Origin of the sequence: Ralstonia pickettii (assembly GCF_016466415.2) — a bacterium.
GTDB lineage: Bacteria > Pseudomonadota > Gammaproteobacteria > Burkholderiales > Burkholderiaceae > Ralstonia > Ralstonia pickettii.
In genome coordinates this window covers 652882-670167 of record NZ_CP066771.1, presented here as the reverse complement: position 1 = coordinate 670167, position 17286 = coordinate 652882, and the positions used below count along the sequence as shown (strand labels likewise).

Here is a 17286-nt window from a genome sequence, read left to right as displayed (position 1 = left end):
TTTATGACTGTTGCTCGCAGTAGCCGTACGCGGATGGCCGCGCGCGGTTCGCTTGTTGTGCTGTGCTGTTCGATGATGCCGATGTTCGCGTGGGCGCAGTCCCAACCGAACACGGCCGCTGCAACCGACCTTCTCTCCGCCTACCGCGCCGCGCTGGCCAACGATCCGCAATTCGCATCGGCGCGCGCGCAGTCGCTGGCGCAACGCGAAAAGCTCACGCAAGGCCGCGCCGGTCTGCTGCCGCAAATTGGCGGCGCCTGGAGTTCCACGCGCATCATCTTCGATCAAAACGCCCCGGCTGAATTCAACAAGACGTTCTCTTCGACGGGCTGGACGCTGTCGCTGTCGCAGCCGCTCTTCCGCTGGGACAGGTGGGAAACCTACAAGCAAGGCGAAATCGCTGCGCAGGCCGCCGAGGCTTCGCTCGCGCAAGCGCAACTCGATCTCATCACGCGCACGGCACAGGCCTACTTTGACGTGCTCAACGCGCAGGACACGCTGCAGCTCGCCACCGCGCAGCGCGATGCCATCCAACAGCAGTACGAACAGGCGCGCCGCAACTTTGACGTCGGCAACGCCAACATCACCGACGCGAACGACGCGCAGGCCCGCCGCGACGCGATCGACGCCAGCGTCATCGCCGCACGCAGCGACTTCGAGATCAAGCAGTCGGCGCTCAAGCAGATCATCGGGGAGCCTGTTGGCACGCTGGCCGGCGTGCGCCCGGGCGTCACGATCCCCCAGCCGGAGCCCGCTTCAGCAGAACCTTGGGTGGATCAGGCGCGCAGCAGCAACCTGCAGGTGGCACTGGCGCAATACAACCTGCAAAGTGCCGAGCGCGATGTGAAGAAGGCCACCGCGGGCCACCTGCCTTCGATCGACCTCGTGGCGCAGACCGGCCACACCAATGCCAGCGGCAACCAATACCTGCCGTCGCTGCCGGGCGGCGCGCGCTTCGACAGTTCACAGATTGGCGTGCAGGTGTCGATCCCGATCTTTGCGGGCGGTGCGATCCAGTCGCGCGTGCGTGAGAACATCGCGCTGGAAACCAAGGCCGCAAACGATCTTGAGTTCGCCCGCCGTTCTGCCGAACAAGGTGTGCGGCAAGCCTATATCGGCGTCATTGCCGGACTTGCGCAGGTGAAAGCGCTGGAAGCGGCCGAGCTGTCGGCGCGCACGGCGTACGACTCCAATCAGCTCGCCTACGGTGTGGGCGTACGCATCGGCACCGATGTGCTGAATTCGCAGGCGCAGCTCTTTCAGGCACGCCGCGATCTGGCACGGGCGCGTTACGACACCATTGTCAATGGGCTGCGGCTGAAGTCTGCTGCCGGCTCGTTGACCGAGGCAGACGTGATTCAGGTGAACACGCTGCTCACGGCCAACGGCTCGAGCGATATCACGGCGTTACCACCGGCAAGCGCCAAATCTGAATCGGCCAAACCTGCCGGCAAATCCGCCAAGCGCTGATCAGTGGGTCTGGCCGCGCGGCGGCAAAGGCCGTTCGGCAAACTGCAGCAGTGCGCCGCTGGTCGTCTTCCAGATCACCTGGCGGCCCTGCTTGCCGCTGGCCGAGGGCTGCATACCGACAGTCGCCAACGGCGACTTGAGCGCCTCCAGGAAGGCGGTTTCCAACTCCATGCGCGCCGGGTCACATGCCATGCGCGTCGACACCAGGTTGCCGAAGCGCATGCCCGAGGCGAGCTTCTCATACGGCCCCGAGAAGCGATTGCAGCCCGAGTAGCCGGACACCACGCCGTTGGCGGCCTCGAGGCCGCCACTGAATTCGATGGAAATCGGCTGCGCAGCCGGGTCAGCGTCGTCGCCTTCGGCAGAGGGCAATTCCTTGGGCGCAGCGCCCGACTCTTGCCAACGCACGAGCACGAACCGCGAGCGGCCTTCGCCCTGCGCTTGGGCGAGCGACGCCTGGCCCGTATTGGGTGCGGCGTTGGCAGGAGTCTGTTTGGTTGCAGCGGCGGACGCTGACGCAGCAGCGGGGGCTGCCGCGGCGGGCGAGGATGAAGGCGTTGGCGTCATGCAGCCGGCACCGATGATGGTGGCGGCGGTCACGGCTGCCAGCGCCGCGGCGGTCAGCACCACGCGGCGCGGCGTTTGCAGCAGGCTCGGCTTGGGTCGATTCGATTGGGACATAAACGGATCGTGAACGGTGACGGAATGCAAACTACACGAAGAGCCATTAGTCTGTCCGGCTCGCCATGAGTTCGCACGTTTCGTGCCGGACGTACACAGCGTTACAGCGTCGGCAAGACCAGGGATGCCACCGCTTCCACCGTGCGCGCCGTCGCACCGCCGTGTGTGGCGGCAAACGCCAGCGCGGCACGTGATGCGGCTTCGCGCGCATCGGCATCGGACAGCCACGCGTCGATCACACGTACGGCCGCGGCAGCATCGGCCACCTGCGCGCACGCGCCTGCGGCCACTGCATCGCGCGTTGCCTGCGCGAAGTTGAATGTATGCGGGCCGATGACCACGGGCGTGCCAACTGCGCAGGCCTCGATCAAGTTCTGCCCACCGAGCGGAAGCAGGCTACCGCCAATGAACGCCACTTCGCCAGCTGAGTAATACAGCGCCATCTCGCCCATCGAATCACCAAGCAAGACATCGGCCTCGGCAAGTCGATCGGAATCCGTCAACCCTGCAGCCGACACCGACAATGCACTGCGACGAACGACGCGTAGGCCTGCGCGCTCGGCGGCCTGGGCCGCTTCATCAAAGCGCTGCGGATGACGCGGCACAAGAATCAGCAGGGCATGCCGGCGCCCGACATGCTGCGCGCGATGTGCCAGCCATGCGTCGAGCAGCAACGCCTCTTCGCCCTCACGCGTGCTGGCCGCCACCCATGCTGAGCGACCGTGCAACGCATCATGCAGCACGCGGCCAGCCATGATCTGGTCCACATGCGGCGTGATGTCGAACTTCAGGTTGCCGGTCACCCGCACGCGCGGCACGCCGAGCGAGCGGTAGCGATCAGCATCGTCGGGCGTCTGTGCCAGCACCGCGGCGAGTTGCGCGTACGTCTGGCGCGCGGCGTCACCCAGGCGCGCGGTCCGCCGGTGGCTGCGCGCAGACAGGCGCCCGTTGACGAGCACCATCGGCACACCAGCCGAGTAGGCACGCTCGATCAGCACCGGCCAGATCTCGGTCTCCATCAGCAAACCAAGACGCGGCTGGAAATGACGCAGAAACCGATCGACTGCACTCGGCAAGTCGTACGGCAGATACGCCTGGATGACCCGGCCGCTGCGTTGGACCGCAAACTCGGCGCCGGTGCGGCGCCCCGTCGGCGTCATGTGCGTCAGCAGGACAGCGTGGTGGGGAAAGCGCGCCAACAGCGCATCGATCAGCGGCTGCGCGGCGCGTGTCTCGCCAACGGACACGGCATGCACCCACAGCAACGGGCGGTCCGGATTCGGGCGTGGCGGGTAGAAGCCGAGCCGCTCGCCGACGTGCTGGCGATAGCCGGGCTCCTTTCGGCCGCGCCACCACAGGCGCAGCAGGGCGAACGGCAGCGCGATGCGCCATAACCAGCGATACAGAAGGCGCAGCATCAGAGCACACCCAGCGTACGGAGCGCAGCGAGCGCCTGCGCGCTGGTGGGATGGGCCTGGGCGTTGCCGATGTCGTGTACGTTCGGCGTCCAATAGCCACCGGTACGCCACGACGTGGTGAAGTTGTAAAGCGCCACGGTCGGCTTGCACAACGCTGCAGCAATGTGCACGAGGCCGGTATCCACCCCGACTACCGCAATCGCTTGATCGAGAAATGCCGTCACATCGGGCAGAGACATGCGCGGCGGAATCACCACGCGTCCGACCGTACCCGGCACCGCCGCGACGATGGCTTCGCGGATGGATTCACTCGTGCGTCGCTCGGTCTCGCTGCCCCACGGCAAGGCGATGGCGTAGTCGCGTGCAAGCAGCGCGCGTGCAACATCCACCCACGCCTCGAGCGGCCAACCTTTGTCGGCGCGCGAAGTCGCATGCACCAGTGCCACGTACGGACGTGGCAGATTGAACGGCAAGTCGGCGGGCGGCTGCAAACCGAAGTCGATGGCGTCAGGCAGCGCATAACCGAGCGCCTCCGCCACCATGCGGCGCGAGCGCTCGACTACGTGGATGTGCGGTTCCATTTCGACCTTGCGTTGGTAGAACAGCTTCGCAAGCGGCTCATAGCCTGCGCCTTCCGTCCGATTGCCGAAGCCCGCCACGAAACCACCCGGCGCCAGCTTGGCCTGCGCAGCCACGAGCGCCGTTTTGATCAGGCCTTGCGTATCGAGCACCGCGTCGTACGACTTCGCACGCAATGCGCGACGGAACGCCGCCACCTCACCCCAAGTCCTGCCGGAGCCCAGTGACTTGCGCCACCGCCGCAGGGAAAACGGAATCACGCCCCGGACCCCGCGCACGATGCGCACCAGTCCGGCAAAGCCCTCCTCGACCACCCAGTCGATCTCGGCATCCGGATGCGCACGCAGGATATCGGCCACCACCGGCGTGCAATGCACCACATCGCCAAGCGACGACACCTTGACGATCAGCACGCGCATGCCGCCACCCCTTCCCCCAACTTCATGAGTGCGAACCGTGCGATCAGAACGGCAGTTGCGCGTCCGGCTTCTCGGCCAGGATCACGCGACGGAATTCGCCCTGAATACGCGTCATCGCGGCATCGTTGTCGGCCTCGAAGCGCATCACCACCACCGGCGTGGTGTTGGACGGACGCGCCAAGCCGAAGCCATCTTCGTATTCCACGCGCACGCCGTCGATGCGGTTGACTTCCTTTGCGCCGGCAAACGTGGCATTGGCCTTGATCTTGTCGAGCAGCTCGAACGATTCACCCTCGGCACACTTCAGCTGCAGCTCTGGCGTGCAGTGCGAGTTCGGCAGCGCGTTGAGCGTGGCGCTCGGGTCGGCCAGACGCGAGACGATCTCCAGCAGGCGCGCGCCCGTGTACAGACCGTCATCGAAACCGTACCAGCGATCCTTGAAGAAAATGTGGCCGCTCATCTCGCCGGCCAGTGGCGCGCCCGTTTCTTTCAGCTTGGCCTTGACGAGCGAATGGCCCGTCTTCCACATCGTGGCCTTACCGCCGTGCTCGCGAATGAAGGGCGCCAACTTGCCCGTGCACTTCACGTCAAAGATGATTTCGCCGCCCGGGTTGCGCGACAGGACTTCCTGCGCGAAAAGCATCAACTGGCGGTCGGGGAAGATGACCTGGCCGTCCTTGGTAACCACGCCCAGGCGGTCGCCGTCGCCATCGAACGCGAGGCCGAGTTCACAATCCGTGGTCTGCAGCGTGCGCACCAAGTCCTGCAGGTTCTCGACGTGGGCCGGGTCCGGATGGTGGTTCGGGAAGTGGCCATCCACCTCGCAGAACAACTCCGTCACCTCGCAGCCCATCGCACGGAACAGCTCCGGCGCAAAGGCGCCTGCCACACCGTTGCCGCAGTCCACGGCAATCTTCATCGGGCGGCTCAGCTTGACGTCCGAGACGATTCGGTCGATGTACTGTTGGCGGATGTCCACCTGGACATAATCGCCTGAGCCCTCAGTGAAATCGCCCTGCTCGATGCGTGTGCGCAATGCTTGAATCTGTTCGCCGTAGATGGCCTGGCCGGCCAGCACCATCTTGAAACCGTTGTAGTCGGGCGGATTGTGGCTGCCCGTAACCATCACGCCCGACGTGGCGCGACGGCCGGCCAGCTCGATGTTTGTGCCAAAGTAGACCATCGGCGTGGCCACAAGACCCAAATCGATCACATCGACGCCGCTCGCGCGCAGGCCGTCTGCCAGCGCTGCGAGCAGTTCCGGGCCAGACAAGCGGCCATCGCGACCGATGACGACGGCGGATTCGCCCTTGGCGCGTGCTGCGGAGCCGAACGCACGGCCGATCAGTCGTGCGGTTTCTGCATCGACGGTTTTTCCGACGATGCCGCGGATGTCGTAGGCTTTGAAGATGGTGGGGTTCAGTTGTGTCTGCATATAGCCTGATTCAATCGTCTTTCGTAAAAGAGCTGGCGGGCACTGGCTCACAAATAGAAGCAATTACCCGCGGCACCGGAGAATACCCTTCCGACAGTCGCTGAAGAGCCCCCAACCCACCGCAACAAGCAAGCCAAGCACCAGGCCGATTGCCGCGAAAATCAAGCGGTTCGGAAATACGTGGCGCGGACTGACGAACATTGGGCCGAAAAGCCGCGTGTTGAAGGTGCGTTCAGGATTCAGTTGTTCTCGGATACTAATTTCGCGTTGACGGAGGGCTTGGAGCTGCTTATCGTTCTCGGCCGTCGTGTTTGCCAACAATACTGCCGCTGGAAACGTCTCTGTGTGCTTTGCTTGATCACGAACACGAGCCAGTTCCGCAAGGTGAGTTTTCCTGGCCTCTTCCGCAGCAATCGATCGGGTCACTTCAGCCATGTTTGCGTTAATCTTGTCGATCGACGGTTTAGCAAGGGACGCATGTGCCCCAACCAGCTCATCCAAGAACGCCTTCGCATACAACTGCGCATCTGCCTGGGAAAAGCCGCGCACAGTCAGTTGGATGAGGTCAGCGTTCTTGAGTTGCGTGACTTTCAGCGAACTGCGGATGAGATCCGTGTCAGCGTTTTCGCCAGCCCCCAGCGGCAGACCGAGCTTTTGTAGAACCACATCCTTGAATTGAGGCAGTTGTAGTCGTTCCATCGCGCGACCCGCAGCCTCAATGGGTATGGCAGGAGACTGGGGAGCCTCGCTGGCGATCTGGCCGATCTGCAGCGCCGCGCTGGCTTCCCATTGCTTCGGCAGCATCAATGCGACACCTATCGCGACCGCGCCACCTACAATGCCAGTCAAAGCGAGCTTCTTAATGTGGCGATACAGAAAGGCCAGAACCTGCCCCGCCGTCACCATCACTGCATCGTTTTCAGGCGTATCGTCAGGGTGCGGATTAGTGTTCATGGTGCTTCTTCACTCGATGGTGCTTTTTGACGATGAGCCAGCGCGGCGATTGGAACCTCACGATGCGCCAGTAGAGCCAGACATAGAAAAAAATAAAAACCGCGACAAATCCAAGAAGAGCCAGCTCGTTATTCCAAAACAGTGTTGCTGGTAGCACCGCCAGCAGACTCAGGAGCCAAAGGTAGGGCGAGGTTAATGAGTTCCGCCGCAGCCGGTGCCGTTCGTCCTTACTACCCACAGCCCACCGCATGACGCGCTGATAGATCAAGGTATGCAGGTGCACTCCATCCGGGTAGCCAGCAGGGACCCCCTTGAGAACCCGCCGCCGATAGATCGAGAACAGCGTCTCAAAGATCGGATAGATCACCATCAGTACGGGGTACCAAGCTGAAACGCTGACATTGCGCAGCACCAGCAAAATACTGCACTCCGCAAGAACAAAGCCGATCATGTAGGCTCCCCCATCGCCCAGGAAGATGTGTCCGGCCGGAAAATTCCAAATGAAGAAGCCGAGGATCGCCCCGATCATGGCGAACGCGATCGTCAGAATCAACGTATCCCCCACGTGGAATGCGACGTAAGCGAGCGAGACAAACATCATCATCGCCACCATAGAAGCGAGCCCGTTGAAGCCGTCGATGATGTTGATGGAATTGGCCAGGCCAGCCACCGCAATCGTCGTGATCACGATGGAGATGATGGGGAAGGCTAACGCCATATCGATGAGGTGGACGTCGATCCGAACGATTTTCGCGTTAAGGAAATAGACCGCCGCCAAGGCTGCCGCCATTGTCGCAAGCAAGCGCTCCCGTGGACTGACTCGCTTTGTCATGTCTTCGATAAAGCCTGCAACGAAAGCGGGCATGACGCAAAGCACCAGCAATAGAAACGGATACCCCACGAGCTTGGGGTCTCTTATCCACGCGGCCACGGCTGCGGCCGCGAGCGCCAGCACAATCCCGAGCCCGCCGACGCGTGGTACGGGACGAGCATGGAATTTCTGCACACCGTCAAGATCCCAGTCGGCAGTGATATGAGCGTGAAGGCTCGAATACCGGATCACCATCAGCGTCACGACAAACGACACAAGAAAAGCCACCGACAATGTAAGCATAGGAAGCGCGCAGTTTTATCGTCCAACAACGGAGCGCATTGCGTTCACGCGCGCCAGAGTTTTCTCTCTCAATAGTCCCGATTGATTAAATAGCATATTATTTTAATACCCACCAAGAATTAACTTTTCACACATGAAAATAACATCTGAAAAACAATAAGCCAGCCATATTTACACTCCACGGAGGTCTGTCTTTAGCACTTTTTTACCAAGCAAAATCACACCCAACAAAAAAATCATCAATAGCCGCACAAAATCACATACGGTACCCCATCATCGATGGATAATGGCTATCCACCACCATTCCGATAGACGCCAAGCGGCTGCAATCCAAGCAAAACGGCCAGCCAAGCGTGAATACTATATTTTTTTCGGATATCCTGTCGCACTGCAACATAATCAGTTGAAAGAAAATCGCTAGGAATTACTGGCGACACCCTATCAACTACAGCAATATTATTTTTATCATAAAAATCATAAGATTTAACCAGCGCATTAGTAGTAATAAGCTTTCTACGCGCCCCAATCATTTCGATTGTACGCATCGTCAATCCAGTCTGATTGGGATGTTGGATGTCAATAACGGCACGGCTGCGCGCTAAACCTTGCAACATTGCGTCTTTCGACATGGGCCGCCAGTTAATCTCCCGAAGAGGAGGAATAACAAGGTTAGGCTCCAAGAACTTCTTCCCCATTAAAGCAACGAGACTGGGGAAAAAAAAATATGTGAGCGCTCGAGCATCTGCAGGGCAGGCCTGCATCACCTTTCTAGTGACTTCGTAACGATCTGAGTGCAACGAAGCCACCGCGAACAGCTCATACTGAACAAGCTCTGCGGGCAAATCTCTATATTCATCCACATAAAATAGTGGAAGATGCTTTAACCCCTTCGTGGATGCACAGTCCTCTGGGTCAAAACTAAAGCACGCATCGAACTGCGGGAGAATTTCCCTGAGGTGCGGATAGTTTCTCAGCGAATCCCAGTTGTAATAGATACACCGAGCATTAGGGAAAGATTCACGCAGAAGATGAACCGCACCGGCAGTCAGCGCCTCCCCCTTTATTACGATAATTTCGTCAAAACCTTGATATCCATAACGATCCTGCATCGATCTGACATACTCCATCATCCGCGATGCTACCGCGGATGGGAAAACGCGCGTGGCTGCCTTCGTCCAAATCGTGTTTGACGGTTTGTCCAGCACAACGATGGTATGCGCCCCCAACGCTCGGGCGGCATCGGCAATCGCGTTCTCGTAGCCAAAAAAGCGCGGACTCATAATCAATACACGCTTTCCAGCTAGAGGATATTCAGGTGTGCTCATGTGTCTATAACCTTGGCAGGCACTCCCACTGCTACAGCATTGGGGGGAATGGATGTCACTACAACTGCATTGGCACCCACGCGGGCGCCTGTGCCAATTTCGACGCCGCCTAATACCTTCGCGCCAGCACCAACAGTTACATTGTCGCCCAAGGTAGGCCGTGAATGCTCGTTGTACGCGAAGTCAAGCTCTTTGGCCCCGAGAGTTACTCCTTGATAAATCACTGAGTTTTTTCCTATCCGCCAGGAACCAATGACGATTCCTTGAGAATGCGGAAAAAACAATCCAGGCCCGATATCTGCTTGTAGAGCGATTTCTACACCGAAGGCCACAAAATTGATCAAAGACACAAGCCTTGCTATGGGCTTAAGCCCTTTCAGCGCCAACCAATACGTTAGGCGGCATAACAAAACCGGACCGAAGCGCGGAGACAGCAACCCGAACCACAATCTCGCGACAGAAAGCGAGGTAGGATCACCGCCTTGCAATCGAACCGCTTGACAAAGATCGGCCTGCAAGTAGGAGCGCAGTTGAAATGGAGGATTCATTATCAGCCCATTAGCTTTCGCGCTTTTAGTTCCTCATTGGCTTTGTCGAGCTTGTCCTCCGGCAATGGTTGTGCCATTACCCAACCGGCAAAGCGCTTCATTCCATCAGACAACGATACGCCTGGTTTGAAGCCCAGCGCATCCCCAATGCGTGTCAGGTCTGCATAACAGTGCCGGATATCTCCTAGACGGTATTGATGCGTCACTTGCGTATTTGGCTGGACCCCCAACGCGAGAGAAAGCTGATCGGCCACCGCTTGGACAGATGATGCTTCACCGCTACCCACATTGAAAACCGCATTGGCATGCTGTTTTGCCGAGACACCCAACGTCACGGCTTCGGCGACATCTTCGACATGAACGAAATCCCGACTTTCTTTCCCATCCTCGAACAGAGGCAGAATCAAACCACGTCTCACTCGTGTAGAAAAGATGGACAGAATCCCGGTGTAGGGATTATTTAGTGACTGCCCTTCGCCATAAACGTTCTGGAATCGAAAAATAACGTAGCCAATGCCCAAGGCTTTACAGGCGATCTGCACGAGATCTTCCTGCGCGTACTTGGTCGCTGCATAGATTGACGCGGGACGTACACGATCGTCTTCACGGGTTGGGCGAGGAGCCAGTTCCTGAACACACGCCGGGCACTCGTATTCCCAACGGTGTGCTGCAAGAGCTTCCAGACTGCGGCTATCAGGATACACAGGATCCAGCCCGCAAGATGGACAAACATAGGCCCCCTCCCCGTAGACGGATCGGCTAGAAGCAAGAACCAAGCGCTTTACCTGAGACGCTTCGCCCTGGGCAATGATATCCAGCAGCAGGGCCGTACCCTGCGAATTCACTTCGTTATAGTGGGCGATCTGGTACATCGACTGCCCTGTACCCGTTTCAGCTGCTAGGTGGACGACAACGTCCACGCCATCAAGAGCACGCTTCCATGTATCGCGATCAACCACGCTGCCTCTGATGTACTCGATCTGCGGATGTATGAGCCAGTCCAGATTGTCCGGCAACTCCCCGTGTATCTGAGGCGAGAGGTTATCGAGAATACGTAGAGATGCGTTGCAAGTGCGCAGCCTGTTGCTGAGATGATAGCCAATAAAACCGGCGCCGCCGGAAATGAGTACTTTCAAAATATCACCCTTTATTGGAATTGCGCCCTATTTCACCTTAAATACTTCAGCCTGATTTCGAATGGAAGAGATATGGGCCATATATCTCATCAAATCAAAATATCGGTCCGGCCCTAGGATTCGCAACGCGAGTCGCAGCAAAAAATTTATTACCTTAACTTGAACACTCTCAGCTCCGATGTCTTTGAATGTCTTCCTTTTCGCCGGTGTATCATTCCTAGATAGCAGTCCGTTTTGCTTAGCAAACGCATAAACCCCCTCGTTCGTGTCGAACGGCTGCTCTACATGACCAAATTCGTCAAGGCGTGACGCATATGCGCGACGCAGTGTGACCGAAACTGGCTTCCCGTTGGTAAAGTAGTCAAAAGAATACCTTCTTGTGGTTGGATATTCTCGCTCTTTACCATGCAACTCATTGGCGTAGTCTCGTGCCACCGCAATAAAATCTTCTCTGCTGTTTGGAGCAAAACGAGATTGCTTGTTCGCAATATTCTCTGGATGAGATGAATTAAACGAGCTGAAATGAATAAAGCGCAGCGGGAATTCATCATTGACGACCCACTTTTCGTCAACTTGAGATAGCGTGCGCTCGTGAAGATTCCAGAAAGCCAAATTCAAACCTGGATCATGCAAGATGCCAAGATTTGGGAAATAGCAGGGAGCAAGCTGCACCCATTTTTGATCGACCGCGAGCCCCATTTGTGGCTCATAAAATCCAAATTCGAGACATCGATCGGACCACCATTCCAGAAATCTCCTCCCCTCGCCCGATGCCGCCACACCGACGAAGCCAAGATTGAAACTCCCAAATTTAAGAAATTCCAAATCATCTGGCTTTTTTCCATCCAAAATAGGCTGGTTCGCGTGCGGAGTAACAACCACTGAATGTGATTCAAGAGCGCTCATCACGGGGGTAAGCGGGGCGTATACCTTAATATCAGGGTCTAAATAGACCACAGCATCCTGGCTCTCCAACAAGCGCAGCATCGCCTTCGGCTTAACATTAGTATTAAACTCGATCACATCAAACATGAATGCTTTCTTCCAGAAGTCCTGGATTCCTAGGTCTTCCGCCCAAATAAACTGGACATTTGGCATCTCTGGGAGAACATCTACGTCTTTCCGATCAACCAATACAATTGAAAAATGATGATCCGGATGATGCAGCAGATAAGACTCGGCCAGCACCAGCGCTCTCGCCAAGTAGTTCAGAGAGCAAATTGTCAAAGCGCTTATAGTCATGGATGTAATGATTGAGTGTTGCAAAAATCGATACCAGCGTCGTTTAGCGCGTCACATACCGCCGTTCGCCTAGCATCCTCACTTTTCAATGGTAATCCAAAAAAATCGCTTATAAAAACATTCTGATAATTTGCAGTCCATTCAGCATGTCCAGGCTGAATTAATAGCCTAACCGTAAAGATAGACGCAAAAATCAATACGATTATGCAGCTGCTTATCCTCACCTTTGCTCCGTCGCCTCGATAAGCGACAAACGCAAAAGGTATTAACATCAAGAAATAGTGCTCGAAGCGAGTGAGGATAGCACTAGTCCGCAAGATTGTCCCAATTAGGCACCATATCACGCCAACCACGAACGAAAAAGAGAGAAAAACATTTCCTGCTCGCGCTATAGCGGGATATCTCTGGCAGAGCACCAAAAAACCTATTGGGTAGATCAAAAGTCCTGCATTAAGGAGAGAACTCCCCGAGGTGATATCCTGCCCATAGAAACGCAGTTTCTCCGGAATAATTGGAACAAAAGAAAATATATCCGGATCACGCAATCCAATATAAAGAGGAGCACCAAATATCAGCGCAACGACAATTGTAGATCTTACAATAGATGCCAAGCTGGGCGGACTAAGGTTATTCCGCCGTCTAATAACATCCAGCAGGTAAATGTAGAAAAAACCAACTAGCGCACTAAAATGGAAGCCGACAGCAATAACAACCGTGATAATCGCAAGTTTTGGCCTTTCTCGCGCCTTCAGCGCACACGCAAGAAGACATAAACTTAGCGCAAGAGAATTTCTTATCTGCTCTTGATATAAAGACCACCCTTCCATGAGAAATATAATCGCAAATAGGAAGCCTATATTTCTTATTCGTAGCAAAATCGCTACAAATAAGAGCGCTCCCACATTAAAAACTGCGATCGATGCAACAAAAGTCTGGTATGAAGCTCCCGCATGAGAGAATAACCACATCCAAATCGTAAACAATGGCTCGAAATCAGGCGCCGCAAGCGATTCTTCCAATGTAGTTTCAGCCACCCTGGCGTACACCGTAGTGTAATTTATCCAGTCCGCCCCATTCAGCTGGTTTCCTGCGAATACCGTCAACAGGACGAGTGCGACAAGGAAAAATTGCACCGGACGGACAAAATAAAAGAGGTCGGCACTCAACAACAATAGTGCAGCGACGCAGAAATATATGGCAGCCATCTTTCTGCTCGATTATTTTAATATGCTTTCTTTGCAGGCCTTCATAATGTTTTTCATGTGATTAAATCGATTGCAGCCAAAAAATACTGTCACTAGCAGCTTTTTTGCAAGAGATTTCACGTCTGCAACCTTCCAAGAAAATGGCACATTTTTATCCCTATAAAGAGTTATCGCGTTTCTCACCATGAAGTAAGAGCGCAGGGGGCTATGCACGGGAATTTCTTTTGTTAGAACCCGTATTACATTATCCCCAACTCGATGCTGCATGATGGCTGCCGGCACTCCATACGCGAGATAGCCTTTTTGATTCGCACGAAGCCCCCATTCGATATCGATGTAATCAATGAAAAAATCATCACGCATCAATCCAACAGAGTGCAGACAGTTGCGATTAATCAATTGACCCGACGCAATTGTATATATACAAGGCACTGGAGCACCTTCCGAGGACGTGGCTACTTTTTCGAATGAGCATCCTTTCAAACGAAAGAAGGGGGCTCTGCGGCCGGATCGGCAGTCGACGGCGACTGGTCCCACAGAGCTAACCCTTAAACCTTGCATTGCCAAAACGTCCTGAGCCTGCAATAGGTGATGCACCATATCGCTCCGAGGCAAACTATCTTGGTCGAAGAGAATTATGTCAGTTGCCCCATCCGACAGAGCTCGTTCGATGCCTTGATTTTGGGCAGCCGCCAATCCAATATTATTCTTATTTGAAATAAAAATAATATCGCCTCCCATCTCGTGGTCAACATGATCCGCTGGGCTATTGTCAACAATAATAATTTTTTGAACTTGCCCCTTTAAAGCAGAGAGCAATTTCCGGAAATGATCTTTCTCTGGCAAATAAGTGACAACAATAGCCGCAACTGTCTTCATGGCCTAACCCTTTTGGCTATATTGCAAAGAATTGCCATCCCGAGCTCGCCGTAAAGCGAAGAATGAATATCCGGTCAGCAAAGTGGTATCAATTGCTGCGCGAAGCGTCCACGCGACCGCCGCACCAATGATTCCATGAACCTCTATCAAAAAAATCACCAAAGGCGCATAAATGACAAGCTCCATCAAATGGAACTGAGCAGTAATTTTTGGCTTTCCAATGCCCTGTATGAATGAGAATGGAATATGACCAACTCCATTAATTAGCATACCTACAATCAGCATTTTCATAACACTAGTGCTATGCAAAGCAAAAGCTTCACCCACCCATATGTTAAGAACAATCTTAGCAAGTGCGAGCGCAATCACCGTGACGAGCCCCAATACAACAGCAGTGATAACAATACTTTGTTTTAGAAGCTTACCTGCCGCAATGAAGTTTCGTTCGCCAAAATACTTTGCGAATGCGGGAAAGCAAACCCCAGCAATCGCGCCTGGAATTATCAAAACCTTTGAAACCATTTCAAACGGAGTGGAATAATATGCAACTGCTGCCGTCGACAACATTGCACCTATGACGAATCGATCCATTTGAACCATGAGAGGGCTGACGATATTTGTGACCGTCATCCAGCCACCGAATCGAAACAGCTGTGGAAGCAAACGCCTGTCAAAGCGATACGATAGTGCATCCGGCATTTCGCCGCGTAGGCATAACCAGAATGCAACGCAGGTCAGTAATCGGACAGCAAGCAGCGAGGCAAACACGCCAACCAAACTATTGGAGAAAGGAAGCAGACACAACGGCGCAACGAACATTAGCACCCCTAGAGGTATTCGCACTAGGTTGACTAATTTAAACGCATGCTTAGCTTCCAATGCCCCTCGGAAGGCCGCGGCAAGCATAACCGCCGGGAGCGCCGGAGTGAGCGACAAAAGTGCCCAATACGTTTCAGTGCGCAGTTCAGAGGGGATCTTTAGCGCGCTATAGGCTATCCAATGAGCTGATATGCCAAGGACCATCATGGCAACCAGTCCTAGTATTGCCATTGCCGCAGTACCGGTCCATAGCAAGGGGCCGACCGATCTATGGCGGCCCTGAGCAATGCGCTGAGCAAGCAGTTGAGTAAGAGCTCTACCGATGCCAAGATCAAACAGACTAAAATAGCCGATCAGCATCCACGCGATAGTCAATAAGCCGAATCGATCTACGCCCAGATGCTTAACCAAAATCGGGATGCTGATCAACGCGGCAACTAGTGGAGCGATTTGTCCGAACAGGTTCCACCCGACATTGCGGAGAAATGACAACGAGAGGCCTTTCGCTTTGCTGTTTTCGGTGGACTGCATTAGAGAGTTGGGCGTTGCACTTGAATTCGATGTTATCAAATTACTTCTTTAGAGATTATGTGCGAAAGCGGTGTCTCCGATCGTTGCACCACACCCTGACATGCTCAGTCGTAGAAATCGGCGTCTACTAAACGCTTAGCCGCGGCGTCCTTTGCTGCCAGTAGAGGCTCGCCTTTGAATGGCCATTCAATGCCGATATCCGAATCATTCCAAAGCACGCTTCGCTCATGCTCGGGATACCAATAGTCTGTAGTTTTGTAGAGAAATTCCGCGCTATCGGAAAGAACGACAAAACCATGCGCAAATCCCTCTGGAACCCAAAGTTGTCGCTTATTTTCTGCAGAAAGTACCGCCCCTGCCCATTTACCAAAATTTGGTGAGCTCTTGCGCAGATCCACCGCAACATCGAAAACTTCCCCCGCAACGACTCGGACTAGCTTGCCTTGTGGTCGCACAACCTGATAGTGCAGACCGCGCAGCACCTTATGAGCGGAACGGGAGTGATTATCCTGTACGAAGGCTCGCTGGCAACCGGTCGCCACTTCGAAACTCTTAGCGTTGAAGCTCTCAAAGAAAAACCCTCGCGCATCACCGAATACTTTAGGCTCAAGGATAAGAACTTCAGGAAGCGAGGTCGGAATAGTAGTTAGATTCATGCGACGTGCTCAGCGACGATTTGTTTGAGATAGGCACCATAACCATTTTTTGCTAGGGGTGCCGCTAGCTTTTCGACTTGCTCGAGCGAAATCCAATTTTTTCTGTACGCAATCTCTTCAGGACAAGCCACCATCAAGCCTTGACGTTTTTGCAGTGTGGCGATAAATGCGGCGGCCTCGAGTAACGAGTCGTGAGTCCCAGTGTCCAACCACGCATAGCCACGCCCCATGATTTCTACATCCAGCGAATCTTGCTCCAGATAGCGCTTATTAACATCCGTAATCTCGAGTTCGCCACGCGCAGAAGGCTTAATGTCCGCGGCGATATCACACACCTGCGTGTCATAGAAATACAAGCCTGTGACAGCATAGTTCGAGCGTGGTTTGCTTGGTTTCTCCTCCAACGACAAAGCGCGGAAGTTTTCATCAAACTCGACTACGCCATAACGTTCGGGATCGTGGACATGATAGGCAAACACCGTGGCTCCTCGATCCTGTTGAGAAGCTCGTTCCAGTTGTTTGATCAAATCATGACCATGAAATATATTGTCACCAAGAATCAACGCCGAAGGATCATTGCCGACAAAATCTCGACCAATGATGAACGCTTGCGCCAGCCCGTCCGGCGAAGGCTGTACCGCGTATTGCAGGTTAAGCCCCCACTTGCTGCCGTCACCCAGCATTTCAGTAAAACGCGGTGTGTCTTCCGGTGTGGAAATGATGAGAATGTCTCGAATCCCCGCCAGCATCAGCGTAGACAGCGGGTAATAGATCATCGGCTTGTCGTACACCGGCAGCAGTTGCTTTGAAACCGAGCGGGTGATCGGGTAGAGCCGAGTGCCGGAGCCTCCGGCCAGGATAATGCCCTTGCGCAT

At 55.0% G+C, this 17286-nt stretch carries 16 protein-coding genes; 1 reads left to right on the top strand and 15 read right to left on the bottom strand.

All coding sequences use genetic code 11. The annotated features are described in order from the left end of the window. The first annotated feature begins 33 nt into the window (after nt 1-33). Nucleotides 34-1470 (top strand): TolC family outer membrane protein, encoded by a 1437-nt coding sequence (locus tag RP6297_RS03175; protein ID WP_009238875.1) that lies wholly within the window; start codon nt 34-36, stop codon nt 1468-1470. On the opposite strand, the gene RP6297_RS03170 is transcribed toward RP6297_RS03175, so the two are convergent. From RP6297_RS03170 to rfbA, 15 genes are all read right to left on the bottom strand, one after another. Then, a complete protein-coding gene (locus tag RP6297_RS03170; RefSeq protein WP_009238876.1) occupies nt 1471-2151 on the bottom strand; it encodes an META domain-containing protein in 681 nt (226 codons plus the stop codon). It lies immediately after the preceding gene. A gap of 101 nt (nt 2152-2252) precedes the next feature. After that, nucleotides 2253-3569: a lipid IV(A) 3-deoxy-D-manno-octulosonic acid transferase gene (gene waaA, locus RP6297_RS03165; protein WP_009238877.1), complete on the bottom strand. Its 1317-nt coding sequence runs from the start codon at nt 3567-3569 to the stop codon at nt 2253-2255. Then, nucleotides 3569-4567: a lipopolysaccharide heptosyltransferase I gene (waaC, locus tag RP6297_RS03160; RefSeq protein ID WP_009238878.1), complete on the bottom strand. Its 999-nt coding sequence runs from the start codon at nt 4565-4567 to the stop codon at nt 3569-3571. Before waaC ends, waaA begins: the two co-directional genes overlap by 1 nt. A gap of 43 nt (nt 4568-4610) precedes the next feature. Next, on the bottom strand, nt 4611-6002 hold the full coding sequence (locus RP6297_RS03155; RefSeq protein ID WP_009238879.1) for a phosphomannomutase/phosphoglucomutase: 1392 nt from the start codon (nt 6000-6002) through the stop codon (nt 4611-4613). A gap of 63 nt (nt 6003-6065) precedes the next feature. Further along, complete coding sequence (locus RP6297_RS03150; protein WP_009238880.1) at nt 6066-6956, bottom strand: GumC domain-containing protein; 891 nt, start codon at nt 6954-6956, stop codon at nt 6066-6068. Beyond that, nucleotides 6946-8070, bottom strand: coding sequence for an MraY family glycosyltransferase (locus tag RP6297_RS03145; protein WP_009238881.1), 1125 nt, complete (start codon nt 8068-8070; stop codon nt 6946-6948). Before RP6297_RS03145 ends, RP6297_RS03150 begins: the two co-directional genes overlap by 11 nt. 290 nt (nt 8071-8360) lie before the next feature. Next, nucleotides 8361-9395 (bottom strand): CgeB family protein, encoded by a 1035-nt coding sequence (locus RP6297_RS03140; protein ID WP_009238882.1) that lies wholly within the window; start codon nt 9393-9395, stop codon nt 8361-8363. Beyond that, nucleotides 9392-9943, bottom strand: a complete 552-nt coding sequence (locus tag RP6297_RS03135) for a serine O-acetyltransferase (RefSeq protein ID WP_009277292.1) — start codon at nt 9941-9943, stop codon at nt 9392-9394. Before RP6297_RS03135 ends, RP6297_RS03140 begins: the two co-directional genes overlap by 4 nt. 2 nt (nt 9944-9945) lie before the next feature. Beyond that, entirely contained in the window at nt 9946-11079 is a 1134-nt protein-coding gene (locus RP6297_RS03130; RefSeq protein WP_009277291.1) for an NAD-dependent epimerase/dehydratase family protein, read from the bottom strand. A 27-nt stretch (nt 11080-11106) separates the two neighbouring features. Beyond that, on the bottom strand, nt 11107-12321 hold the full coding sequence (locus RP6297_RS03125) for a hypothetical protein (RefSeq protein ID WP_009238884.1): 1215 nt from the start codon (nt 12319-12321) through the stop codon (nt 11107-11109). Further along, nucleotides 12318-13526 carry an EpsG family protein gene (locus RP6297_RS03120; protein WP_009238885.1) on the bottom strand — a complete coding sequence of 403 codons (1209 nt, stop codon included), beginning with the start codon at nt 13524-13526 and terminating at the stop codon, nt 12318-12320. Before RP6297_RS03120 ends, RP6297_RS03125 begins: the two co-directional genes overlap by 4 nt. Before the next feature lie 12 nt (nt 13527-13538). Then, on the bottom strand, nt 13539-14405 hold the full coding sequence (locus RP6297_RS03115) for a glycosyltransferase family 2 protein (RefSeq protein ID WP_009238886.1): 867 nt from the start codon (nt 14403-14405) through the stop codon (nt 13539-13541). A 3-nt stretch (nt 14406-14408) separates the two neighbouring features. Next, nucleotides 14409-15755, bottom strand: coding sequence for a flippase (locus tag RP6297_RS03110; protein ID WP_009277289.1), 1347 nt, complete (start codon nt 15753-15755; stop codon nt 14409-14411). Between the two features lie 104 nt (nt 15756-15859). Then, nucleotides 15860-16411 carry a dTDP-4-dehydrorhamnose 3,5-epimerase gene (gene rfbC / locus RP6297_RS03105; protein WP_009238888.1) on the bottom strand — a complete coding sequence of 184 codons (552 nt, stop codon included), beginning with the start codon at nt 16409-16411 and terminating at the stop codon, nt 15860-15862. Continuing rightward, nucleotides 16408-17286: a glucose-1-phosphate thymidylyltransferase RfbA gene (rfbA, locus tag RP6297_RS03100; RefSeq protein ID WP_009238889.1), complete on the bottom strand. Its 879-nt coding sequence runs from the start codon at nt 17284-17286 to the stop codon at nt 16408-16410. The genes rfbC and rfbA overlap by 4 nt, the downstream gene beginning before the upstream one ends.